Here is a 23,689-nt window from a genome sequence, read left to right as displayed (position 1 = left end):
TTTAATTGATCTGCTTTAAATATTTTATCAACAGTGCTGTCCCTGATTGAATATCATTTTCTTCATTATTTAACATCAAGTCCAAGTAGGGCTCTGTTTCTTCATTGTAAAAGCCCATACTATACGATGCAGACTGTAACTGCAGTAAAAATAGGGTAAAGTAATTAAGACTTTGGGGGGTAAAAATAATCAAATCTGGTGTAAGGGAAAGCATCTGTATTAGTTTTTCTCTTGGTTTACCAAATAAAGTAAAATCTTTATAAGAAAAAGCCTGTTCATCTACTGATTTCTCGTCATAATAATTCCCCACTACCATGATGTCAATCCCCAAGTCGGAATGAATGATCTCAGTAATGGCTTCGATCTCTTTTTTATTACTGGCTATTATAGATATGGTTTTTATATTCGTTGTTTTTAATACAATGGATTTTTGGGTAAGCTTCTTCTTTGGATTTTCCAGAGTACTTTTTATGTAATATTCCCTTATCCATTTCATCTGTTCTTCTCTTTAGCTTTATTATTTTTCAAACATTTTTAAAAAATCTTCCTCTGATATCAATGGAATATTTAGTTTTTCTGCTTTTCCCTTCTTGCTAGGCCCCATTTCTTCTCCTTCAATGATAAAATCAAGATTTTTAGAAACAGACTTGGAATAGGTGCCTCCCTGAGCTGTGACAAAATCCATTATTTCATCTCTCTTAAAATGATTTAAACGACCTGAGGCTAGCACTTTTTTGCCCTCCAAAATACTGCTTTCAAGCCTGGTTTCTTCTTCTGAAAGTTGAAATTGTAGCCCTTTCTCTTTTAGTTTATCAATGATCCGATTGTTTTTCTCTTTCGAGAAAAACAATCCAATACTCTGCACTAAAGTTTCACCAACGCCATTGATTTCCAGCAATTCTTCCGCACTGGCTTTTTCAAGGTTTTCAATGTTTTGAAAGTGTTTGGCCAACAATATAGCCGTATTTTCACCAATATTCCTGATGCCAAGCCCAAATAAAACTTTTGGGAAAGGTTGAATAATCGATTTTGAGACACCTTCCAGCATGTTTTTTATGACACCTTCCTGGAAAGTATTTCCTTTTAACTTGTTGATTTGGTCTGAAGCAATACTAATTAAACCAACGGTGTCATTGATTAATATTTCATGTACACTGTTTTTATTTTTAGTAATCCTTGTTAATTCTTCCAAGTTTCCTTTACTGCCACTCAAAATGTACAAAATATAGGTAACCGGTACGAAATCTTCTACTATATCAAACCGATCATTGTCTAAAAGATGATCTAGGTTTTCTAATGCCGCAATATTTGTATTGCTTTTTCTGCCTGTATTTTTGATAAAATCGATAAAAGCTTCAACTTTTTGATGCAGGCTATGGGTCTCGTGGGAAGCTATAAATTCATCTATTTCCTTTAGCGTTATTTGTTGGGTTAATGAATACAGGGCCTTCTTAAGGCTTACGTATAAAAACCCTTCAGCGCTTTTTGAATACTGCTCGTCTGAAATTTCCAGTCCAAGAAGTTCGTTTCTATATTCAGGCAAATAATACAAATCTGCAAGGTCATTTACATAACCCTGTTGGATCAATGCCCTGAGTCTTTCGGTACCTAGTGAGTCGATATCCATGGCCCGTTTGGATACAAAATGCTCAATTCTTCCCAAAACCTGGGGAGGGCAAGCTTCATCATTGGGGCAAAAATGTTTTGCCTCTCCTTCATTTCTTTCCAGCAGCGTACCGCACTCAGGACAATGCTCAATATAGGCAATTGGTTTACTGCCTGCGATTCTTCTATCCAGTACCACTCCTGTTATCTTAGGAATAATTTCCCCTCCCTTTTCAACATTCACGGTATCTCCCTCATGAAGATCCAGTCGCTCAATTTCATTGGCATTGTGTAAGGACGCTCTTTTCACTGTAGTTCCAGCCAACGAAACAGGGGATAGGTTGGCTACTGGTGTTATCGCACCCGTTCGACCTACCTGGTATTGGATAGATAATAGTGTTGCTTCAGCACTTTCTGCCTGGTACTTAAATGATATGGCCCATTTTGGTACTTTGGCGGTAAAACCCAACGCTTCCTGCTGGCGATAATCATTTACCTTTATCACCACACCATCTGTTTCTACTTCTAGCTGATGTCTTTTTTCCCTCCAATCCTCTAAATATGCTAGAACCTCGTCTAAGTTTTGGCAGTTCTTATAAGTTGGAGAAACATTGAAACCCCACTTTTCAAGAAGATGAATAGACTCTCCATGTTGCTTTATCCCTGCATCATCTGCTATCAATTGGTACAGGTGACAATTCAGTCTCCGTTTAGCAACTACAGAAGAGTCTTGCATTTTAAGCGTTCCGGATGCTGTATTTCGAGGGTTGGCCAAGAGGCTTTCTCCATTTTTCAGCCTTTCGGCATTGATTTTTTCAAAACCACGTTTTGAAAGAAAAATTTCACCGCGAGCCTCAAAATAGCTCGGAAGATCCGGTTGATCTTTAATGACCAAAGGAATGGACCTGATTGTTTTTACATTTTCTGTGACATCATCTCCCTTATAACCATCTCCTCGGGTGACTGCCCTTGTCAAAATGCCGTTTTCGTAAACCAAACTGATGGCGACTCCATCAAATTTTAACTCACAAAAATAATTGTAATTTCTATGTTCAAGACCTTTGGCTACCCTCTCATCAAAGGCAGTTAACTCTTCTTTGGAGTAAGTATTGCCAAGTGAAAGCATTCGAACAGAATGGCTTACAGTTTCAAAGTTTTTGGTAATTGTTCCGCCAACTCGTTGCGTAGGACTGTCAGGCTTCTTTAATTCAGGGTAATTGTTTTCCAATTGAACAAGCTTGCTCAATAGCTGATCAAAATCAAAATCACTTATTTCGGAGCTGTCCTCCTGATAATAAAGATGATTGTAATGGTTGATTTGTTTCGTCAACTCATCAATTTGATTTTCTACTTCCTGTATACTTCCTCTTTTCATTCAAAAATGATCACAATATCTGCTTCCAAATGTACTGTTTTTGATTATAAAAAAGTGACATTGGCCTTAAATAAAACCTTGTTTTACGTGTTTCAACAACTTTTAATAGGCAATTGATTACTCTTCTTCAAATGCTTTTTTGATTTCATCTGAAGTCATCTTTAATTTTTGCTTGCACACTTTCACCAAATCACTGGCTTCTTTAACCATATTAGTTAAATCATCCATTCCTTGCTCACCTTCTTCAAGCTGCTTGACCAAATGGTCTAACCTGGAAATGGCTTCATCGTAGCTTAAGTTATCCTTTTTGCTTTTCATTCGTCTCTAATTTATTGATAACAGAAGTTATTTTATCCAGTTTATTATAAGTAACCAATTCATCCCCAATCATAAGCTTTTGCTTGTTAATTGGCTTGCCGTCTTTTTCCGTTTTTGTATAACCTCGTTGAAGTAGGGTTTGCGGATTTAGGCTGTCAATTGTCTTATCGTATTGTAACAACTTATCTTCCGACTGCTTGAGTCTTCTGTCTATGATTTTTCGAAGGTTCTGCTCAAGGTGTTCACACTTGAGGTATTCCTTTTCAGTCCTGTAAAGAGAAATCCGTCTTGCCTGTTGCGCATAGCGCTCCAGAGATAAATTGGTTTCATTTAATTTTTGCCGAAAAAGATTGGTTATTAGATGTGTTTTGTCCGTTAGTCCTGACTCTTCTGCCTTTAACCTTGCTTGGGTACGCCTTTCGATTGCGACCAAGTTGCGATGCAAGCTGTCTTCAAACTCCCTGAAACCGGACAAAATGAAACTGGCAACGGCAGTAGGTGTTTTCAGTTGGGTATGTGCGACGAGATCAGCAATGGATTCATCTCTTTCGTGTCCTATACCCGTCACCACAGGCAGGCTAGCATTGGCGATGCTCTTGGCCAAATCATAATCATCAAAACAATCCAAATCCGTTTGAGCACCTCCACCGCGAACGATGACCAGAAGATCAAATTTCTCCTCAACCAATAAATCTTCGATTTGCTGAATGGACTGAATGATTTGAGGAACCGCATCTTTTCCTTGCATGGCAGCTTGAAAAAGTTGGTAATGGATTTTATACCGCTGCGGGTTCTGATCCAATTGATTAATAAAATCACCATAGCCTGCAGCAGTTACAGAGCTAATAATGGCTATTTTTTGACTTACTTTGGGCAATACGAATTGCCTGTTTAGGTCTATTAATCCTTCGTTGGTTAGGCGACTGATGATTTCTTGTCGTTTTCTTGCCCTTTCTCCTAAGGTAAAGTTTGGGTCGATGTCCTTAACCACCAAACTTATGCCATACAACTCATGAAATTGAACACTTACCAGTGCCATGATATTCATGCCTCCCTTGAGGGCCGTTCCAGTTGTGCTTTCAAATTTCCTTGATATAGACTGATAGGTGTAAGACCAGATATTGCCGCGGATTTTAGCTAAAATGTTCCCTTCTGATTTTTCTATCAAGTCCAGGTAAGCATGACCTCTTACACCAGCCCTTAACTCACCTATTTCTGCAATGACCCAATAGGTAGGGGCGAGGTGACTATCTAAAGTACTTTTGATCAGCTCGTTTAGTGATAGAAGGGATATTGCTTGCTGCTGCATCCTACAAATTAACAAAAAATATGCTTAAAAAGGAGATGATTTTTCAGTTCATTTACCATAGCATAATACCGATTATGCAACTGATTTAGTAATGGGGGATCGCGTTAGTAAATTTAGATTTTGGAATAATTACGATTAGAAAACCTATAAAAACACAATTATCCAATTGCTTATATTTTGAAAACCATTAATATTGAGTCGAATTAAGGATATGGAATTCAATACTTACCAAAAAATTAACCATGATTTTCCTGCTTAAATTTTGTTAAGTCAGCAGGCATATTAAAAAGGGATATAAAAAAACCAAATAAAGGAGTAAACGCTCTATTTGGCTTGAAATACTTTATTTTTACTATTAGGTTTCAAAGACGCTCCTTAAAGCTTCGCTTGAATTTATTCATTTCTATCCTCCGACTTTGGCTCCCTTTGTTTGCGTTGTAACCTATAAATATGTCGGGTAAAATCCCTATTGATTTCATTTAATTTTAAAGCTTGAATTGGACTAAGTGCATCTGAAATTTGTCTTAAAAAAACCTTTTCCGCGTTCATAAGGTTTTCTTGAATACTGAATCTCTTTTCCATCATTTCCTTTGCCTGAGCATTTGAAACTTGATTATCGCCTATTTTAGAAATACTGCGCATTTCTCGCATCATTGTATTTCGCTTGTCTTGGAATTCATTGTATAGCGGCCAGAATTTCTCTGCTTGCTCTGGACTAAGGGACAAGCGATTTGTAATAAAGGCCACCCTAGCTGCTTCCAGCTTCTCTTTGTCTACCTCATTGCTTTTCTGAGCATAGCCAGAAACAGATAGTATCATTAGTAAGAAAACGATTGCTAAATTTTTCATATTAATAAAATATTTCATCTTCCAATAAACCTTCAGTCACCCATGTTTGATTGCTCCATTCTTCCTCCGTGATGTCATCCAATAGCTCGTTAGGATTATCAGCCAATAATAAAACATCTTCTACATTCCATACACCAGATTCAATGTAATATTCTACCTCTTCGTTTAATTCTACCTGATAACTGATGGAAGAGGTAACTGTGTCACTGCCATTAAACAAAAAGAACCCAATTACTACCATTGCAGCTGCTGCCATACCACTGAGATAATATTGCAAAGCCTTGGGTTTCCGCTTTTCCAGAATTTGGTCCGGTAAATTTTCAAAGTAATTGTCGGGCGTTTTGAATATGTTCTTTTTTGGAAATTTCTCCATACAGGTGTTTGACTGTTTTTTTGACAATAGGTTTAATCTTTGCTCAAATAATCTTCAATCTTTTTAACAGCATGATGATAACCTGCCTTAAGACTCCCTACACTTGTTTCAGTGATTTTGCTCATTTCCTCGTAGGGTAATTCATCGAAATACCTGAGGTTAAAAATCAAACGTTGCTTGGTAGGCAGTTTCAAAATGGCTTTTTGAAGTTTTTTTTCTATTTCATTCCCATCCACTAGCGGCGATTGATCTACATAGTTTTCCATCTTTTCATGATAATCTTCGATCGAAGTGGACAACTTTTTTTTTCTCTTTTCTATAAAGTTCAAGCTCTCGTTAACTGCAATTCGATAAATCCAGGTAAATAGAGAGGATTTTTGGTTGAATTGATGAATGTTCTTGAAAGCTTTAATGAAGGTGTTCTGAACTACGTCATTCGCATCATCGTGGATGATCACCATTTTTCTAACGATATCATAAACATTCCTCTGGTATGTTTCCACCAATATCCTAAAACCTTTGTCCCGGGTTTTAGAAGTATTGATCATTTCCAGAAGTTCAACATCGTTTTTTGGCTCCATTCATGTCTTTGACTATAATTTAGCCAATTGGTTTAATTGTAACCAGCTTTTTTTGTTGAAATTTTTATGAAGCAAGAGAATTCCCTCTTAAAAAATCACCAATTTCCATTCTTTTTTTGCCTTCCATTTGTAGGTTAAGGATAGACAATACCCCTTCTCCCGTTTGAAAATGCACGTAAGTTTTATTGTCTGTTTTAAGAGCACCTGGCTCATTACTGATGATTTCTGTTCCAATGACCTCAGATTTAAAAATCTTACAGGTCTTGTCATTGATTTTGCACCAGGCACCAGGGTAGGGGGAAAGTCCTCTAATAAGGTTATGAATAGCAACTGCTGGTTGAGTCCAGTTGATTTCACCTGTCTCCTTGAATATTTTGGGGGCATGATTAAGGGCTTTACTCTCATCCTGCACCTTGGGTTGAATATCATCCTTTGCGATAGCCTCTATAGTTTTTACTACCAGAGTTGATCCTGTCTGCATTAATTTCTCATATAAATCCCCCAAATTCTCTCCAGGCAAAATGGGCACTTCTTCTTGAAACAATATACTACCCGTATCGATTTCATGCTTAAGGAAGAAGGTCGTCACCCCTGTCTTGGTTTCTCCATTGATAATGGCCCAGTTGATAGGTGCTGCTCCTCTATAATCGGGTAATAAAGAAGCGTGAAGGTTGAAAGTGCCTATAGGAGGCATGGACCAAACCACTTCAGGTAACATCCTGAAGGCAACGACTACTTGAAGATCTGCCTTGTAGGATTTGAGGGTTTCGATAAAGTCTGGGCTTTTCAAGTTGGAAGGTTGGAGTACAGGAATTGCATGTTTTACAGCACAATCCTTCACTGGAGAGCTTTTTGGCTTTCTTCCCCGGCCTTGCAATTTGTCTTGAGCGGTGATTACCGCAATGATATTCCAGCCATTTTCAATTAAGGCCTCCAAAGGGGCTACCGCAAATTCCGGCGTACCCATAAATATGATCTTTAAGTCTTTCTTTTCCATTGGTCTATTGGTAGATCAGGTATTGTTCTCTTTTTACTTTGTAGGTGTCTAGTCCCTGCTTCCATGTGGACCTGATGTCTTCTTCTGAGGCTCCAGCAATGATTAATTTTCTCAAAGCATCTGAACCTGCAAGCTTGTCAAAAAAGGCATTGAAAAAAGCGGCACCTTTATTTGCTATTTTATAGGTCTCTAGTAAGTAGGATAGTGTGAACTGGTGAGAAAGGGGCACTTCTCTTAAATCTTTTCCATAGCAAAGTTTATCCTGCTGAGGGGGGTATTTCGACATACCCTCGATACTAACAGGGGTAAAAGTAAAATCTCCAAACTTAGGATCTGGATAGCCATATACCTGAAAAGGGAAAAGGGTACCTCTTCCTAAACTAACATCAGTTCCCTCGAAAAAACAAAGGGATGGGTACAAACGGATTGAGACGTCATTTGGCAAATTTGGTGAGGGCTTTACAGGCAAAGAATAATGTTTTTCATGTTTCCAGTTTGCTACAGGTACGATCTCTATCGGAGCTTTTATCCCATCTTTTAACCAACCTTCTCCATTGATCATTTGTGCCAACTCAGCTACGGTCAGACCATGAACGATAGGGATAGGGTGCATTCCAACAAAACTTTCATACCCTTTTTGTAGGATTGGCCCATCTATATAGTCTCCATTTGGATTGGGCCTATCAAATATCATCAGGGTTTTGTTTTGTTCAGCACAAGCTTCCATCAAATAATGTAAAGTGCTTATAAAGGTATAAAAACGAATCCCAACATCTTGAATATCGAAAATCACGATATCCACATCAGAAAGCGCCTCAGTGGAAGGTTTTTTTGATTTGCCATATAAAGAAACCAGTGGAAGTCCGGTTTTGGGATCCACCGTATTGTCCACTTTTTCTCCCGCATCGGCATCTCCTCTGAAACCATGTTCTGGAACAAAAACCTTTTTGACTTCAATGCCCTGTTCTAGCAGAAAATCTACCAGGTGTAAATTGTCTTTGGAGGTCAGTATACTGGTTTGGTTTACGGCTAAAGCTACTCTTTTACCAATTAGTTGGGGTAAATAAACGCCTGGGCGGTCAGCACCGGGGAATATCATTTTAGGTGTTTCTATAGGGGTTGGTTTAACTATGGTATGACTGTCCTTGTCCGGTTTACTTTTACAAAAAGTCATATTACCAAACAAAAAAGCCAGGATAAGTATTAATTTAGTTTGCTTCATGTTAATTTGCGTTTCGGTTAACAAAATAAACGACTTCATTGAACCTTTCCTACTTCATTGCAAAAAGAATCAGTTTTAAAAAGACTGGCGGTTTCACCGGAACCATCCATCGGATTGCTGTAGCCAGTATTGCCTTAGGGCTGTCCATTATGATCATTTCCTTTTTGATTCTAGGAGGTTTTCAATCGGTGATTTCCAACAAGGTATTTTCCTTTACGGGCCATTATCAGGTCAATCGTTTTGTGATGAGCCAATCTATTGAGGATTCTCCCACAAGTATGGACAGTGATTTTTATACCAATTACCGGGACATAGATTATATCCGACATGTTCAGGTTTTTGCGAATAAACCAGGCCTCATCAAAGGTGAGGAGGAGGTAGAAGGTGTCATGATGAAAGGGGTAGGGCGAGATTTTGACAGCTTGGCATTTAAGCCATCGCTTGTAAAAGGCCGATTTATCCATTTTGGAGAGATTGGTACCTCTTCCAATGAAATTGTGGTTAGCACAAAGATCGCTAGAAAAATGCTTCTGGACGTAGGAAGTAAAATCACTATGTATTTTGTCCAAGATCCACCCCGCTTTAGAAGATTGGAAGTGGTTGGTCTGTATGAAACTTTTTTGGAGGATTTTGATGATAAATTTATTCTGGGTGACATTCGTGTACTACAGGTGTTAAATAACTGGGACGAAGACAAGGTAGGAGGGTTTGAAGTCTTTTTAAAGGATCCTGAGAAAATCAACCTTTATGAAGATGCATTGTACGATAGCATCGATTATGACCTGAGACTTACAAAGGTTACTGATAAATTTATTCAGATTTTTGATTGGCTGGAATTGTTGAATAACAATGTCTACGTTTTTTTAGCCTTAATTCTCTTTGTTGCATCTTTTAATATGGTGTCTATACTGTTTATTTTGATTATGGAGCGCACCTCTATGATTGGCTTGTTGAAGGCATTGGGCAGTACGAATCAACAGATTAGGAATATATTTATTTGGAATGGAATTCGAATAATCGGTAGGGGAATGTTGTTGGGCAATTTGATTGGCCTGGGTTTTGGCCTGATCCAGCAGACAACACAAATTTTGAAACTGGATGCGGAAAATTATTACATGAGTTATGTACCGATTGTTTGGGATTGGCCAATCATTCTAGCATTAAATGTATTGATTTTGGTGATTACTACTTTGGTATTGTTTATTCCTGCAGTAATTATCAGCAATGTAAACCCAATCAAATCTATTAAATTTGATTAACTCGTTTTGGCTTGGTAAACAAGCTTTTTACTTTCATGTAAATAACGCCCATTATTGCTTCTCTAAAAATATGCTTGGACATTTTTGAAGTGCCTCGCGTGCGATCAGTAAAAATGATAGGGACCTCTAGTATATCAAAACCCATCTTCCAGGTAGTAAATTTCATTTCTATCTGAAAGGCATAGCCGATGAATTTAACTTTGTCCAATTGAATTGACTCCAATACCTTTCTGTGGTAACAGACAAAACCAGCAGTAGTGTCTTTAATAGGGATGCCAGTGATGAACTGCACGTATTTGCTGGCAAAGAAGGACATTAGGACCCTTCCCATAGGCCAGTTGACCACATTTACACCGGAGACATACCTTGAGCCAATTACCAAGTCATGATTGCCTTTTACTGCAGCTGTATATAGAACGCTCAAGTCTTGAGGATTATGAGAAAAATCTGCATCCATTTCAAAGATATACTCATAACCTTCTTGCAAGGCGTAAGCAAAGCCTTCAAGATAAGCAGTTCCTAATCCCAATTTGCCTTTCCTTACAATAAGAGAAAGGCGCTCTGGATAGGTTTCCTTTAATTGCATTACCAAATTGGAAGTTCCGTCTGGCGAATTGTCATCTATCACCAACAAATCAAAGTCTTCTGGCAAGGCCATAACTTCCACGATGAGATCTTGGATATTTTCCATCTCATTAAATGTAGGAACGATGACAATTTTACTGCTTTTCATATTTAAGAATACAAAAGTATAATTTAATACGGAATATACTTCTGTGAACTGAAAATTTTGAAAACAGCAAAGGTTAAAGAATGTGAAATAGAATTCGTGATTGCAATTATCTATCTGCTATCGACGCAACTCAATAGTTGTTGCTCTTTGGCATAAGCATTGCCATTAAGGGCAGCTGTTTCCAAGTCAAAGCAAGACTGGCTAGGATTTTTTTCGATTAAGCATACAGCCCTTCTTGCAAGTGCCTCATAATGCTTAGGATTCATTTCCAGTACAGTATCGAAATCTTCTAGTGCCCAGCTTTTATAACCCAAGGTCATAAGGGCTAAACCGCGGTTAAAATGGGCACTGATATTGTTTGGTTCCAAATCAATGTAACTATTGAAGGTTACGGCCGCTCCTAGACCATCTCCAAGAAGTCCCATAGCGATGCCTTTATAATAATAGGGATTGGGTTCTTTGGGTTTTATTTTGGTGGCTAAGTCTAAAAATTCTATGGCACTTTTATAGCGTTCATTTTTGATCATTGCCCTTGACAGGGATATTAGAATATCATAATCTTCAGGCTCAAGCATGGCTGCTAAGAGGTAGTTTTTTTCAGCTTCCTTATAATTCCCCCTGTCCCAGGCAATTTTCCCTATACCGGCATAGGCGTAACCATATTCAGGATTTAAAACAATGATTTTTCTGTAATCCGCTAAAGCCTCAGCATATTTTCCCATCTCCTCATAGGCTCTACCCCTAAGGTGGAGCGCCTTGAGGTCTGTAATGCTGACAAAAAGCACCTTGCTAAATTCTTCTATTGCTTCTTCATAAGCGCCGCTTTTGTAAAGCTGTTCGCCAGTTTTATAATCTCCAAAGCAACCTGTCAGTAAAGAACAGAACATAACCAATATTAACCCCTTAAACCACATATGTTTACGTATATTAAATGATTAGTTCAATATAAGTGATTAATTTTATTCTTACAAATAATTAGCCTATATTATTATTTTAAAATCTTAGTCTTAAGCACCATGCTGGTCTTTTAATAGATAAAAACAAGGTTTTCAAGTCTGCAAAGGTCAATTTAATTTAAACCCAGTCTTGAAAACCTCTAAACAATAATCTTTTTGCTATCCTGACTTTTTCAATTAATTGAAAACAATCCTTTATAATGATCTCTCTTTCGATAAGCTAGAAATAAATTAGCAGTTAACACAAAAATTGCAACAGGCAATCCTTCAGGTGCGAGGAAAACATGTACGCCTACAATATTTACTACTATTGGAAAGATTAAAACTGATGCCAAGGGAACAAAACGACCTGATATAAAGGCAATTCCACATACCAATTCTATAACCTTAACGCTTGGCATTAGATAGAATGAAGCATCCAGTCCTTCATTGAAGGTTTTCATGGCTCCTGTCAACTCAGGCTGAGGCACCAAATTTAAAAAGTAAGTCACAGAAGAAATGAGAAACAGTGCTCCTAGAAGTACACGAACAATAATTGTTGCAATTTTCATGAATCGGACATTTAAAGGTATTATTTATTTAGTTTATCACTTTTAGAAAGAAAGCAATAATCAAGTACTTTGAGATTTAACCATTAAAATATGGGAAAAAGAACATCTTCCTTCAAGTTAGCATTTGTATTTAAATTTTCCTTTTTTAATGTCAGGGATATTCAAGATCAACACTAAAAGGGGAGCGGTTAAGAAAACTTTTCACCAGTATCATACTTTCTCACCACAATTGAACATCCAGTGAACACCAAACTTGTCGATGCAACTCCCATAATAATCACCCCAAAACATTTCCTGCAGTTCCTGGGTTATTTGGCCATTTGTTGACAGGGCATCAAATAACTTTTTTGTTTCCTTATGCGTGTCTGGTTGGAGATTGATATACGAATTGTTTCCAAAATTAATATTAAAGCCCATTGATTCTGGAGCGTCAGTACCCATTAAGCTATGGACGCCTAGAATTCTTAGTTCAATGTGCATAATAAGGCTTTTGTCCGCTTCAGATAGAGGGGGCATGTCTTCCTGTGGCGGAATATCGCCAAACCTCATGGGGCCATCTCCAAAGAATTCACCGCCAAAGACAGATTTGTAAAAATTAAATGCTTCCTCGGTATTCCGAGCGAAATTTAGGTAAGTGCTAACTGAAGCCATAATAGATAATTGTTAGATGTAAGAAAGAATAATGATAAATGTTGAATATTTGATAGGCTTTTTAGCCATTGGTTTTTATTACGTAGGAATACATTTCCTTGATTATAGTACTTGAAGCGGTAGTGAAGCGGTAAACATCACAAAAAACGTATGTTTTGCCCGCCATTTTAATTTCACCACTGACCGAGGCCTCTTTTCCATGGGTAATGATAGCAGCTAGGATTAGCTCGTCAGCGGCCCAGTTTTTCATTTTATTTATTTCAAGGGAAAATTGACGCTTTCCCTGTAATGATTTATCCCCATAAATTACCCAAAGAATGTCCTTAGCTACATGCGCAAGAATATAATCTGCCTTTCCAGCAGCAAAAGCAATATTGAAGTCTTTAAGAAAAGCTTTTTTAGGAGAATTCCCACAATCAGTACTTACTGTTACTTTAGTCATTTTTCATTTTATCGAGGTCCATGTACAATATATTCCAACGATGCTCATCTAAATCGGTAAAAGCACAGCCATACATCCAGCCTTGAATTTCCGCCGGGGGAGAAAATACTTTTCCTCCTAATTTTTCCACCTTGGAAGCCAAATGATCTACATATTCACGGTTTGGAGCACCTACTGAGAGAAGGATTTCACTCCCTTTGGATGTGTCTGAAACTTTATTCAAGGCGTATTTTTCAAATTGGGCTTGGGTAACCATCATTACCGGAACATTACCAATTTTGAAGCCTATCATTTCTGGGGCATCCCTCATTGTTTCAAAACCCAGGCCAGTAAAGAAAGCTTTGGTTTTTCCCAGGTCTTCGACAGGCAGATTGAGCCATAATTCTTGTGTCATAGTGAGTTCAATTTTTGGTACATTCAAATTTCTACAATTATTATGTTTATTACACAGTGGAAACCCGACAATGTAAGGGGTTGATTGCGACATTCTTAATTTGTAATTTGCTGAAATGAAACACATCTCTATTCTTGTTCCGGAAGGGGATACCAGTCTAAGTAATCTTGAGGCTACCCACAAAATGTTTACCATGGCCAATGGGCATTTGGAACGTACCGGTCAATCACGCCTATTTGATGTTCACTTGGTAGGACATTCCAGTGAACGCCAGGTGAGCAATGGCATATTTAGTGTAAAACCAGACTGCACCATTGGAGAAGTGAAAAAGACCGATTTAATTATCATTCCAGCTATTCATGGAGACATTCATAGGATTTTAACACGCAATCTTGATTTTGTGGCTTGGATAATTAAGCAATTTGAAAATGGAGCCGAAGTGGCTAGCTTGTGCATCGGCGCATTTCTGTTGGCTAAAACGGGGCTTTTGGATGGTAAAAGTTGTGCCACCCATTGGCTTATGTCCAAAGAATTCCGTGAGATGTACCCTGATGTAAAGCTTGTGGATGACAAAATCATAACTGATGAGGGAGGCATCTACACCAGTGGTGGTGCTTACTCCTCGTTGAATTTAAATTTATATCTCATAGAGAAATTTGTAGGCAGGGACATGGCGGTACTTTCTTCCAAAATATTTGAGGTAGATATCAACCGTCAAAGCCAGTCTCCCTTTATTATTTTTAAAGGTCAAAAATGCCATGATGATAAGATTGTGAAAGCTGCCCAAGAATATATAGAGGTTTTCTTCTATGACAAGCTTACTGTAGATGGGCTTTCAATGCAATTTTCTTTAGGCAGGAGGACTTTCGAACGAAGGTTTAAAAAAGCCACATCCAACACAGTAATTGAATACATTCAACGAGTAAGGGTAGAAGCAGCTAAAAAAAAGTTGGAAGCTAATGGAATAAGCATTAATGAGGTAATGTATGATGTCGGCTATAATGATGCGAAAACATTCAGAGAGCTCTTTAAAAAATTGGTAGGTATGTCTCCAATAGACTATCGGAATAGGTATTATATAGAAGTATAAATAAAAAAAGTGACCATAAAATGGTCACTTTCTAATTTTTTAAACCGAATAAAATTATCCGATTACCTCAACGTTTACTGCGTTTAGTCCTTTTTGACCTTGCTCAGCTTCGTAAGATACTTTGTCATTTTCTCTGATCTCATCGATCAATCCACTGCTGTGAACGAAAATATCTTTACCTGAATCACTTGGAGTAATGAATCCGTACCCCTTCTCTGTGTTGAAAAACTTTACTGTTCCTTCTTGCATTGTATTATTGTTTGAATTGTAATATAGTGTTATTAATCTATGCGTTCAACGTTAATGGCGTTGAGCCCTTTTTTTCCTTGTTCTGTGTCATAGGAAACCTCATCGTTTTCCATGATTTCATGAATAAGACCACTGTTATGGACGAAGATATCCTTACCTGAATCCTTTGGGGTAATGAACCCATACCCTTTTTCTGTGTTGTAAAACTTTACTATTCCTTCTTGCATTATTATAATTATATTGTTGTTGAATTTATTTTTTTACTGGTGGAAATTTTACGCTCCCCAGCTGGTATAGCAATTTTTAAATGATTGGCTATTGCTGAGAAATTGCAGCTGGTCGCCAATTAATGGACCAAATGCTAATCTTGCACATTCGCCTCTTTATAATTTATGAAGTCTATTTAATTTAGCATTTGGTTAAAACCGAAATAAAAATGTTGTGTTTATGACATCATCATGTTCCTCTATATTATTAAAGCTATGGTGAAGCACTTTGTGTTGCCATCTCCAAACTTGATTATTTGTACCAAAAAGATTTATGGTGCAACCCATAAACTTATATAAATACCTGTTTTTTGAATAAGAACCGTGAATGGAATTATGCATTATTCCCCCAATAATGATGGATATACCAAACAATAGTAGGACGCTCGAAAATGGGACGAAAATTCCCACAACTAAAGGAGCAAAAAATAGGAGCAACATAAAAATGGTATTAACAACCATACGTTCATCGCCGTATTTGCTTATTTTGTTGTTTTTGAAGTATTCCGATACACGAAATTTAAGTGTAGAGGAAAAATCAGCGCCTACTGATTGGGCAAAGGATAGCTTTTTAATAAAAACAGAATTAATATAAAACTTATTTCAATAAGGAAGGAAATGTTGAGGGAATAGCCCGATGTTAATCGTCTATTGAAAACGTAGGGAGAACTTCTTAGAGGAAAATACTACTTAAACCGTTATTTCTCACTGCCTTTGCAGCGCACTTACTTAATTATTGTACCCAAACATATTTTGGATGATGTAAAGGTAATCATTTTTTACAATTATAGGTATATTTTTTAGGATTTATTTTTTATACCAAGATTTTTAAGCATTTCTAACTCCTAAATGTAGGTTAGTAATTTTCGAAAAGTTTAGGCGATTGAATTTGCCTAGTAGGTTCTTGACCATCCTGATAATTCATTCAAGAACTAGTTCGTCTAATCGAATATACTTTATTCGTTTATAATTATGGGCAAAACAAGATGATAAGGCAGCTAGTAAGGTACATTATTTTAAGTTTTATTCAATTAAGAAATAGTTATTAAATTGTAAAATGACTGAAAATAGGATTAATAATTGCTTTAATTTTATTAATAACAAAATAATATACCAATAATTATTTTTTTTCCGCCATTAAATTGTTTAATTTGATAGGTAATTAAGTTAGCAGATTCAAATTTTTGGTATGTATAGTACTTTGAGTAACTCAGATCTTCTTGTTCAAATATCAGTGAATACTGATAAAAAAGCATTTGGTGAGCTCTATAAAAGATACCATTGCAAATTGGTCTCTTTTGCCAGGTATTATCTGCCCATTCCAGCAGAGGCGGAGGATGTGGTTTCAGATGTTTTTGTCAATCTCTTGAAAAAGCATGGTCAGTTAAAAGACATTGACAATTTTGATGGTTACATCTTTTTTGCAGTAAAAAATCATTGTCTCAACAGAATTAAAAAAAATAAACGGAAGGAGCAATTTTCTGATATTACTACAGAAATAGATATTAAAACTGACAAATGCACCCAACCTTTGGAACAACTTCTTAATAAGGAGTTAAGTTATTTTTACAGTAGCCTTGTTGAAGAATTACCCAGTAAAAGAAAGTTGGTGTTTAAAATGATCAAAGATGATGGTTTGAAAATAGCGGAAGTTGCCAAGCTTTTAGTAATCACTGAAAAAACAGTAAAAAAACACCTTGAACTAGCGGTTAAGGATTTAAGAAAAGGAATTAGTGAATACCTAGAGGTCAAAGGTAATAATACAAAAACCAATCAATTGCAAAGAAATAAAAAAGGTGTTGTTATTTAATATTTATAAGTATGATGGAAAACAGCAGCATGCTTTTTTATCGTAAGCTTTACCGATTTATTTAGGTACCCACGATTAGGAATTTAAATTTCAAAATCTGTTTCTACAATTTAAAAAAAACTTTGTTTCAGCAATCAAAAGGTAGTTGAATTAGTCGATTGCTCTTAATGAGCATTGATTTCACTGGCTGCTTAAGGATTCTAATACAATGTAAGCCCAAAAACGATATAGTCTCATTCCATCATAATTTTTCAATACAAAATACACCATGGCCTATTAATGGTTATGTTTTTTAATTGACTTAGATTAATAGAATTTATTTTTAAAATATATTAAATTCTATTACGCCTTTTTACTATTAGAGTTGTCTTATACATGTGAGTAAGGAAAAAGACAATATTGATCTCTTGCTGGTTAAGGTACTAACTGGAACTGCTAGTGAGGCTGAATCAGATGAAGTTAAGACCTGGGCTAAAGAGAATGCAGTTAATTCTAATACATTGAAGAAACTAAAAGAAATATGGAAAGAAAAATCCGCTACCTATAGCCATGTTAATTCTGAAGAAAATATTGATGCTATTTGGAATAAGGGTATTGAAAAAAAGAAGTCCTCAAAATTTTTTCGGAATACTTATTTAAATTACGCGGCAAGTTTATTGGTGATTTTAACTCTTTTTACTGCCTTTTATTATTTTATACAAATAATTGAAGATGAGAACAATACTAAAGAATTAATATATACCGTCCGCGAAAATCCTCCGGGTAAGAAAACAAAGCTTTCCCTACCTGACGGATCAGTGGTGTTTTTAAACTGCTCTTCAAGTATAAAGTATATAAAAGGATTTGAAGGCGAGGAAAGAAGGGTGCAGTTAAATGGTGAAGCTTATTTCAAAGTGGCTAGCAACCCGAATAAACCCTTTATTGTAGAAAGTAAAGGCCTGATAACAAAAGCCCTTGGTACTATTTTCAATATTAAGGCTTATCCCAATTGTGAACTAACCAGCATATCACTTTTGGAGGGTGAGGTAGAAATTCAAAATGTAGGAAAGGAAAAAGAATCCATTTTGCTGTTGCCAGGCAAACAGCTTCAAGTAGATATAACTAATAATACATTCAACGAAATTCCTTTTGATTCGAATTTGGTAGTAGCCTTGAAAGAAGGAAAACTAGTCCTTAAGAATTCAGATTTTGACACTGTGATGTTGAATTTGGAACGATGGTTTGGTGTGAATATAAGTGTATTAGGAAAAAAACCAAGTAACTGGAGGGTTACTACAGTTTATAAAGGGCAAACGCTAAAAAATATTTTAATGGATTTACAGTACTCTAAAAAATTTACCTATGAGATAAACGATGATCAAATAATTATTGAGTTTTAATAGGTATGCCTAACATGACAGTTTACCAATGAAACTTTAAGCTAGCTTAGTGGATCCGTTTTAGGCATATCAGTTAATAATTTATCTAAATCCTATATACAATTTTAACAACGTAAATTATGAGAGAAAAATCTTTACCAATAATTCTAAACATGACAAAGTATGTCATGTATGGTTTTTTGTTGCAAACACTTCTTTTCAATGTGTTGCTTGCAAACAAGATTGAATCGCAAAAAATCAATGAAGTATATGTTAATATTTCCTTTAATAAGGAAAAATTGGTTGATGTGCTTAAAGAAATTGAAGTACAGTCAACTTTTCATTTTACCGTTCATGAAAATGATGAATTTCTAAATGAGATAATCTCTATTAATCATAAGAGAATTTCCATAGAAGATGCACTAAGGGAAATTGGTAAGAACACTGGTTTGGCTTTTCAGCAAATCAACAACAATATATCCATTAGGCGTCATAATGTAGATGTAAGCGCCAGAAAGTCCGAATTAGCCGCAATAGAAATTAATGGTCAGGTCATTTCTGCGACGGACAATCTTCCTTTACCTGGAGTTGCTATCAAAGTGAAAGGCACTACTCAAGGCACCATTTCAGATATAGATGGGAATTATACGGTCAATGCGGACGAAGAAGCAGTGCTCCAATTCAGTTTCATTGGTTTCGCTACCAAAGAAGAAGCTGTAAATGGTCGCTCGTTGATCAATGTTTCACTGGAAGAAGACCAGCAAAACCTGGATGAGGTGGTAGTTACTGCGATTGGTATCAAGCAGCAAAAGAAAAAACTGGGATATGCTACCCAGGAGGTAAATACTGACGTTCTTGGAGAAGCAAGAACAATGAACCTAGGAAATGCGCTTTCGGGACAAATTGCTGGTTTGACCGTAACGAATCCAACAGGGATCTTTCAATCCCCGTCCTTTTCTTTAAGAGGTAAGACACCTTTGATTGTACTAGATGGTATTCCTGTTGAATCAAATTTATTTGATATTTCGCCTGAAGACATTGAGAGTATCAACGTGCTTAAAGGTGGTGCTGCATCTGCACTTTACGGCGCCAGAGGGAAAAATGGAGCCATTCTTATTACTAGAAAAAATGCTTCAAAGGAAGGCCTAACGGTTACCGCCTCTACAAGTAATATGGTGACAGCAGGCTTTACTGTTTTTCCGGAAACCCAGACAGAATATGGAAATGGATCCAATGGGAAATATGAATTCTGGGATGGTGCCGATGGGGGGATTTCCGATGGAGACATGATCTGGGGACCAAAATTTGAACCCGGTGTAATGGTTCCTCAATGGAACAGCCCTATTAGAAATTTACAAACTGGTGAGCAGATCGAGTGGTATGGCAATGTAACCGGTACTGTTTATGACGATAAGTCAATGTACGAAAGGGTGCCTACAGAATGGAAAAGGCATGACAACCTGAATGACTTTATGAAAACAGGCGTAGTTTCCAAAAGTGATTTTTCTATTGCCTATCAAGGTGAAAAATCCAGGTTTTACTTTTCAGGAAATTATTCTTATCAAAAAGGACAAGTCCCAAATACTGCCCTTAATACTGGCGGGTTAAACTTTAACAGTTCCTTCGACCTTACCGATAAATTGACCTTGGATGCGACCTTGAGCTATAATAAAGTTTATTCTCCTAATTACCCAAGATATGGCTATGGGCCAAAAAATCATATGTACACCATATTAATATGGATGGGAGATGATGTCAATGGACAGGACTTGAGAGACCACATGTATGTACCTGGATTAGAAGGTTACCGCCAGGCCAACTATAACTATGCCTGGTACAATAATGTGTATTTTGCTGCCCATGAGTTAAATCAGCAGCACAATCAGAACACGCTTGATGGCAAGTTAAAGCTCAATTACCAAATCTCAGATGATTTTAATATTCAGGGAAGGGTTTCTGCCAGAGAATATAGCGTGTTTTCTGACATGCAAAGTCCAAAATCATACATGAACTATGGGGATTCCAGAAATGGTGATTATAAGATGTGGAATGACAGAAGGTTAAACATGGATACAGATATCCTAGCCTCCTATAGCAAGACTGTCAGTGATAATTTCGCCTTTGCTGTAAATGCGGGTGGATCCATATTTTATAGAACTTATCAGCAGGAATACGCCACTTCAGATGGGTTAATTGTTCCTGAAATTTATGGTTTGAGCAATACGCAGGGTCCGGTTAAGGCAAGTAATTATTTCGATGAAAAAGCCATCCGAAGTACTTATGGTTCTGTGAATTTTGATTTATGGAATTCAGTATTCCTGAATTTTTCAGGAAGAAATGACTGGTCTTCAACCTTGCCTACTTCCACCAATTCCTATTTCTATCCTTCAGCCTCAATGAGTACGATGCTTTCAGAATTTATAAACATGCCGAAAGCAATGGATTACCTGAAAATATACAGTTCATGGTCCCAGGTTTCAAGTGATTTAAGTCCTTACAGTATTTATTCTACCTATCAAAAAGGAGTTACTTACGGAGCGACTCCATCCATTTATTATCCTTCAGGTTTGGTGAATTCAAGTATTATGCCTGAGAAGTCCACTACGTTTGAGGCAGGGTTTTCTACCTCTTTTGCCAAAAAGAGATTGACTTTTGAAGGTACCTATTACAGGATTTTGGATGAAAATCAGATCATTGACCTTAGTATATCTGAAGCTTCTGGCTTCACTTCCAGGAAAGTAAATGGCAACGAATATACCACTCAGGGTTTGGAAGCCATGGTTAATTTCAATGCGATTGAGCGAAATAACTTCTCATGGAATATTGGTTTAAACTGGACAAGGTATGTTAAGAAAATTACTGAAATTTTTGACAACAATGAGAAGTTTGGTAACCTGGTAGTTGGTGATAGGTCTGATGCTTATTATGCCACGGTTTGGCAAAAAAGTGCAGACGGTCAAGTAATTCTAGATGCCAACACCGGCTTGCCATCTAGAGATCCATACCCAAGTAAAATTGGTCATCTGAACCCTTCCTGGAGATTGGGACTTCAAAATAGGTTTAAAGTTGGGGACTTCAGAATCGACATGGACATAGATGGTGCATGGGGAGGTTTGATCCGATCCCTAACCATTGAAAAAATGTGGTGGGGCGGTAAGCATCCTAACTCAGTAGAGTACAGAGATGAAGAATATGCTGCTGGACAACCTGTATACGTACCTCAAGGGGTAGTGATCACTGGAGGTGAACTTGTAAGGGATGTGAATGGTGCTATTCTTTCAGATAGCCGTGAGTACATGCAGAATACTACAGCTGTAAGTTGGCAGACATGGTCACAGATATATCCTTATCGTGCCCAGGTTACTGAAGAAGAAAATTCACAATTTGCCAATGTTTATGACCGTTCCTATTTCAAGTTGAGAAGGCTTTCAGTGTCTTATGATCTCATGAACATCATGTCTTCAGAAAGAATAAGGAATCTTGACCTTTCTCTCTACGGTTACAACTTGGCCATGTGGAAAAAGATGCCTTTACTGGATCCCGATTATGGGAATGATGATAACTTACAGGATCCATCCTCGAGATATGTAGGTTTGACCATCCGAGCTACCTTTTAATAGATTTTCCAGACTAAGTAAATAGAGAAAAAATGAAAAATATATTAGTTATAGGTTTATTGTTGATTGGGTTGGCCTCCTGCCAAAACCTTGAGGAGATGAATATCAATCCCAATCTACCAACTGAAACACATCCTCAGCTTTTGCTGACCAATATTGAATGGGATGCATTTAGAGATAATCGGGGTACTTCTCCTTTGTATGCATTGAAAATGCTCGTGCAAACTGATGGGGAGAGCACAACTCAATATTATAAATGGGATCGGGGAAGCTACGGATCCTACAGTGTGTTGAGAAATGTGACCAAAATGATTGAAGAGGGTGAAAGAATAGGGGAACCTACCTATGTGGCACTGGGCAAGTTTTTTAGATCCTACTATTTCTTTAACCTGACATTAACTTTTGGTGATATCCCTTACAGCTCTGCGCTTAAAGGGGAGATAGAACAAAATTACCAACCCGTTTACGATGACCAAGAAACGGTATTTAATGGGATTTTAATGGATTTAAAAGAAGCAAATGATATTCTGGCTGCTAACAATACCATTATCGCAGGAGATATCATTTATGATGGGGATGTTACCAGCTGGAGAAAATTGGTGAATGCCTTCCGACTAAAGGTGATGTTGACCCTGTCTGAAAAAGAGGGAATGAACAATCAAAGTGAATTTGCCTCCATTTTTCAGAATGAGCCTTTGATGGAAAGCGTTGAAGAAAGTGGACAATTGGTCTTTTTAGATCAGCAGGACAACCGCTACCCAGATTTTAATTCCAGTGGTTTTAGTTCCGGAATGTACATGGACTCCACTTTTATTCAGCGACTTCAGGAGCGCGAAGATCCAAGGTTGTTCATTTATTGCACCCAGACCAAATCCGCTAAGGAAGCAGGAAAAGACATTGCTGACTTTTCTGCTTATGAAGGGGGCGATCCTGCTGCGCCTTATGCTGAGGTAAATGAAAAAGCTACAGAAGGCAATGTTTCTAAGGTAAATGACCGTTACCATAGAGATCCTGTAAATGAACCTTACATGCTGCTGGGCTACTCTGAGCAACAACTTATTTTGGCTGAGGCAGCCATCAAAGGTTGGATTTCTGCCGATGCAGCCATGTTGTACGAATCCGGCGTCAAGGCTTCTTTCAAATTTTATGAGAAGTATGCAGAAAACTACAGCTCCTATGTAGGGGAAAGTGATGCGGTAAATTATCTTTCTAAGCCTATCAATAATTTCTCCATGGCAACCACAGAGGAGGAGCAATTTCAGCTAATCATTATGCAAAAATACCTGCAATCTTTCTTTCAATTGGGATGGACGTCTTTCTTTGATCATCTGAGAACCGGTGGCTATCCGTCCTTCAGAAGACCTGCTGGGGTGGAAATTCCATACCGATGGATTTACCCACAATCTGAATACAATTACAACGCCAGTAATGTCACGAACGCCATTAGCCGACAATTTGGGGAAGGCAATGACCACATTAATGAAATGACTTGGTGGTTGAAATAATATAAACTCACTTGATAAATTTAAAAGTGGAAAATTGCCGTTTGTAACGGTGGTTTTCCACTTTTTTAATTTTTAGATAAGTATAAAATGAGAATTATTACAGATCTAATGATAGAATTTTAACTTATTGAATAAGGCACATATCAAATAAAGGCTTTGTACGGATATGGTGGCAAAGC

General features: G+C 37.2%; 23 protein-coding genes. 6 read left to right on the top strand and 17 right to left on the bottom strand.

The window, feature by feature from the left end:
- Position 1: 1 nt before the first annotated feature.
- The 9 genes from AAC073_RS17445 to AAC073_RS17405 all read right to left on the bottom strand — a co-directional run bounded on the left by AAC073_RS17445 (position 2) and on the right by AAC073_RS17405 (position 8,629).
- Complete coding sequence (locus AAC073_RS17445; protein ID WP_339925085.1) at positions 2–496, bottom strand: hypothetical protein; 495 nt, start codon at positions 494–496, stop codon at positions 2–4.
- A gap of 21 nt (positions 497–517) precedes the next feature.
- The gene (ligA, locus tag AAC073_RS17440) at positions 518–2,980 is read right to left on the bottom strand and encodes an NAD-dependent DNA ligase LigA (RefSeq protein WP_339925084.1); all 2,463 of its coding nucleotides are present in this window, start codon (positions 2,978–2,980) and stop codon (positions 518–520) included.
- 117 nt (positions 2,981–3,097) lie between these two features.
- Complete coding sequence (gene xseB / locus AAC073_RS17435; protein ID WP_339925083.1) at positions 3,098–3,298, bottom strand: exodeoxyribonuclease VII small subunit; 201 nt, start codon at positions 3,296–3,298, stop codon at positions 3,098–3,100.
- Positions 3,279–4,607, bottom strand: a complete 1,329-nt coding sequence (gene xseA / locus AAC073_RS17430; protein ID WP_339925082.1) for an exodeoxyribonuclease VII large subunit — start codon at positions 4,605–4,607, stop codon at positions 3,279–3,281. The genes xseB and xseA overlap by 20 nt, the downstream gene beginning before the upstream one ends.
- A gap of 393 nt (positions 4,608–5,000) precedes the next feature.
- A complete protein-coding gene (locus AAC073_RS17425; protein WP_339925081.1) occupies positions 5,001–5,456 on the bottom strand; it encodes a Spy/CpxP family protein refolding chaperone in 456 nt (151 codons plus the stop codon).
- A 1-nt stretch (position 5,457) separates the two neighbouring features.
- Positions 5,458–5,829: a hypothetical protein gene (locus AAC073_RS17420; protein ID WP_339925080.1), complete on the bottom strand. Its 372-nt coding sequence runs from the start codon at positions 5,827–5,829 to the stop codon at positions 5,458–5,460.
- 32 nt (positions 5,830–5,861) lie between these two features.
- Positions 5,862–6,410, bottom strand: coding sequence for an RNA polymerase sigma factor (locus AAC073_RS17415; protein ID WP_339925079.1), 549 nt, complete (start codon positions 6,408–6,410; stop codon positions 5,862–5,864).
- A 64-nt stretch (positions 6,411–6,474) separates the two neighbouring features.
- Complete coding sequence (gene fmt / locus AAC073_RS17410; RefSeq protein ID WP_339925078.1) at positions 6,475–7,407, bottom strand: methionyl-tRNA formyltransferase; 933 nt, start codon at positions 7,405–7,407, stop codon at positions 6,475–6,477.
- Between the two features lie 4 nt (positions 7,408–7,411).
- On the bottom strand, positions 7,412–8,629 hold the full coding sequence (locus tag AAC073_RS17405) for a DUF1343 domain-containing protein (RefSeq protein WP_339925077.1): 1,218 nt from the start codon (positions 8,627–8,629) through the stop codon (positions 7,412–7,414).
- Between the two features lie 38 nt (positions 8,630–8,667).
- On the opposite strand from AAC073_RS17405, the gene AAC073_RS17400 reads away from it, so the two are divergent.
- Entirely contained in the window at positions 8,668–9,888 is a 1,221-nt protein-coding gene (locus AAC073_RS17400) for an FtsX-like permease family protein (RefSeq protein WP_339925076.1), read from the top strand.
- On the opposite strand, the gene AAC073_RS17395 is transcribed toward AAC073_RS17400, so the two are convergent.
- The 6 genes from AAC073_RS17395 to AAC073_RS17370 form a co-directional block, all read right to left on the bottom strand.
- Positions 9,875–10,621, bottom strand: coding sequence for a polyprenol monophosphomannose synthase (locus tag AAC073_RS17395; protein ID WP_339925075.1), 747 nt, complete (start codon positions 10,619–10,621; stop codon positions 9,875–9,877). The genes AAC073_RS17400 and AAC073_RS17395 overlap by 14 nt on opposite strands.
- Positions 10,622–10,731: 110 nt before the next feature.
- On the bottom strand, positions 10,732–11,508 hold the full coding sequence (locus AAC073_RS17390) for a tetratricopeptide repeat protein (protein ID WP_339925074.1): 777 nt from the start codon (positions 11,506–11,508) through the stop codon (positions 10,732–10,734).
- A gap of 242 nt (positions 11,509–11,750) precedes the next feature.
- Positions 11,751–12,128 carry a DoxX family membrane protein gene (locus AAC073_RS17385; RefSeq protein ID WP_339925073.1) on the bottom strand — a complete coding sequence of 126 codons (378 nt, stop codon included), beginning with the start codon at positions 12,126–12,128 and terminating at the stop codon, positions 11,751–11,753.
- 210 nt (positions 12,129–12,338) lie between these two features.
- Positions 12,339–12,779, bottom strand: coding sequence for a VOC family protein (locus AAC073_RS17380; RefSeq protein ID WP_339925072.1), 441 nt, complete (start codon positions 12,777–12,779; stop codon positions 12,339–12,341).
- Positions 12,780–12,840: 61 nt separating this feature from the next.
- Complete coding sequence (locus AAC073_RS17375) at positions 12,841–13,221, bottom strand: nuclear transport factor 2 family protein (protein WP_339925071.1); 381 nt, start codon at positions 13,219–13,221, stop codon at positions 12,841–12,843.
- Positions 13,214–13,615, bottom strand: a complete 402-nt coding sequence (locus AAC073_RS17370) for a VOC family protein (protein ID WP_339925070.1) — start codon at positions 13,613–13,615, stop codon at positions 13,214–13,216. Before AAC073_RS17370 ends, AAC073_RS17375 begins: the two co-directional genes overlap by 8 nt.
- A 115-nt stretch (positions 13,616–13,730) precedes the next feature.
- On the opposite strand from AAC073_RS17370, the gene AAC073_RS17365 reads away from it, so the two are divergent.
- On the top strand, positions 13,731–14,705 hold the full coding sequence (locus AAC073_RS17365; protein ID WP_339925069.1) for a helix-turn-helix domain-containing protein: 975 nt from the start codon (positions 13,731–13,733) through the stop codon (positions 14,703–14,705).
- 54 nt (positions 14,706–14,759) lie between these two features.
- On the opposite strand, the gene AAC073_RS17360 is transcribed toward AAC073_RS17365, so the two are convergent.
- Both AAC073_RS17360 and AAC073_RS17355 read right to left on the bottom strand, forming a co-directional pair.
- The gene (locus AAC073_RS17360; protein ID WP_048643710.1) at positions 14,760–14,954 is read right to left on the bottom strand and encodes a cold-shock protein; all 195 of its coding nucleotides are present in this window, start codon (positions 14,952–14,954) and stop codon (positions 14,760–14,762) included.
- A gap of 32 nt (positions 14,955–14,986) precedes the next feature.
- Complete coding sequence (locus tag AAC073_RS17355) at positions 14,987–15,181, bottom strand: cold-shock protein (protein WP_020892155.1); 195 nt, start codon at positions 15,179–15,181, stop codon at positions 14,987–14,989.
- Positions 15,182–16,409: 1,228 nt separating this feature from the next.
- On the opposite strand from AAC073_RS17355, the gene AAC073_RS17350 reads away from it, so the two are divergent.
- The 4 genes from AAC073_RS17350 to AAC073_RS17335 all read left to right on the top strand — a co-directional run bounded on the left by AAC073_RS17350 (position 16,410) and on the right by AAC073_RS17335 (position 23,510).
- Entirely contained in the window at positions 16,410–17,030 is a 621-nt protein-coding gene (locus AAC073_RS17350) for an RNA polymerase sigma-70 factor (protein WP_339925068.1), read from the top strand.
- Positions 17,031–17,407: 377 nt separating this feature from the next.
- On the top strand, positions 17,408–18,409 hold the full coding sequence (locus tag AAC073_RS17345) for a FecR domain-containing protein (RefSeq protein WP_339925067.1): 1,002 nt from the start codon (positions 17,408–17,410) through the stop codon (positions 18,407–18,409).
- 119 nt (positions 18,410–18,528) lie between these two features.
- Positions 18,529–22,005 (top strand): SusC/RagA family TonB-linked outer membrane protein, encoded by a 3,477-nt coding sequence (locus AAC073_RS17340; protein WP_339925066.1) that lies wholly within the window; start codon positions 18,529–18,531, stop codon positions 22,003–22,005.
- Between the two features lie 32 nt (positions 22,006–22,037).
- Complete coding sequence (locus AAC073_RS17335; protein WP_339925065.1) at positions 22,038–23,510, top strand: SusD/RagB family nutrient-binding outer membrane lipoprotein; 1,473 nt, start codon at positions 22,038–22,040, stop codon at positions 23,508–23,510.
- Positions 23,511–23,689 lie beyond the last annotated feature (179 nt).

The organism is uncultured Cyclobacterium sp. (assembly GCF_963977555.1).
Lineage (GTDB): Bacteria > Bacteroidota > Bacteroidia > Cytophagales > Cyclobacteriaceae > Cyclobacterium.
The sequence above is the reverse complement of the archived record's forward strand: the minus strand, read 5'-3'. Positions and strand labels throughout refer to the sequence as shown.

Bases quoted from the DNA above. Each gene is read 5' to 3' on its own strand.
- AAC073_RS17340 (WP_339925066.1), top strand. From the start codon at position 18,529: ATGAGAGAAAAATCTTTACCAATAATTCTAAACATGACAAAGTATGTC.
- ligA (WP_339925084.1), bottom strand. From the start codon at position 2,980: ATGAAAAGAGGAAGTATACAGGAAGTAGAAAATCAAATTGATGAGTTG.
- AAC073_RS17390 (WP_339925074.1), bottom strand. From the start codon at position 11,508: ATGTTCTGTTCTTTACTGACAGGTTGCTTTGGAGATTATAAAACTGGC.
- AAC073_RS17425 (WP_339925081.1), bottom strand. From the start codon at position 5,456: ATGAAAAATTTAGCAATCGTTTTCTTACTAATGATACTATCTGTTTCT.
- AAC073_RS17445 (WP_339925085.1), bottom strand. From the start codon at position 496: ATGAAATGGATAAGGGAATATTACATAAAAAGTACTCTGGAAAATCCA.
- AAC073_RS17365 (WP_339925069.1), top strand. From the start codon at position 13,731: ATGAAACACATCTCTATTCTTGTTCCGGAAGGGGATACCAGTCTAAGT.
- AAC073_RS17375 (WP_339925071.1), bottom strand. From the start codon at position 13,221: ATGACTAAAGTAACAGTAAGTACTGATTGTGGGAATTCTCCTAAAAAA.
- xseA (WP_339925082.1), bottom strand. From the start codon at position 4,607: ATGCAGCAGCAAGCAATATCCCTTCTATCACTAAACGAGCTGATCAAA.
- AAC073_RS17355 (WP_020892155.1), bottom strand. From the start codon at position 15,181: ATGCAAGAAGGAATAGTAAAGTTTTACAACACAGAAAAAGGGTATGGG.
- AAC073_RS17385 (WP_339925073.1), bottom strand. From the start codon at position 12,128: ATGAAAATTGCAACAATTATTGTTCGTGTACTTCTAGGAGCACTGTTT.
- fmt (WP_339925078.1), bottom strand. From the start codon at position 7,407: ATGGAAAAGAAAGACTTAAAGATCATATTTATGGGTACGCCGGAATTT.
- AAC073_RS17395 (WP_339925075.1), bottom strand. From the start codon at position 10,621: ATGAAAAGCAGTAAAATTGTCATCGTTCCTACATTTAATGAGATGGAA.
- AAC073_RS17335 (WP_339925065.1), top strand. From the start codon at position 22,038: ATGAAAAATATATTAGTTATAGGTTTATTGTTGATTGGGTTGGCCTCC.
- AAC073_RS17350 (WP_339925068.1), top strand. From the start codon at position 16,410: ATGTATAGTACTTTGAGTAACTCAGATCTTCTTGTTCAAATATCAGTG.
- xseB (WP_339925083.1), bottom strand. From the start codon at position 3,298: ATGAAAAGCAAAAAGGATAACTTAAGCTACGATGAAGCCATTTCCAGG.
- AAC073_RS17415 (WP_339925079.1), bottom strand. From the start codon at position 6,410: ATGGAGCCAAAAAACGATGTTGAACTTCTGGAAATGATCAATACTTCT.
- AAC073_RS17405 (WP_339925077.1), bottom strand. From the start codon at position 8,629: ATGAAGCAAACTAAATTAATACTTATCCTGGCTTTTTTGTTTGGTAAT.
- AAC073_RS17380 (WP_339925072.1), bottom strand. From the start codon at position 12,779: ATGGCTTCAGTTAGCACTTACCTAAATTTCGCTCGGAATACCGAGGAA.
- AAC073_RS17370 (WP_339925070.1), bottom strand. From the start codon at position 13,615: ATGACACAAGAATTATGGCTCAATCTGCCTGTCGAAGACCTGGGAAAA.
- AAC073_RS17360 (WP_048643710.1), bottom strand. From the start codon at position 14,954: ATGCAAGAAGGAACAGTAAAGTTTTTCAACACAGAGAAGGGGTACGGA.
- AAC073_RS17420 (WP_339925080.1), bottom strand. From the start codon at position 5,829: ATGGAGAAATTTCCAAAAAAGAACATATTCAAAACGCCCGACAATTAC.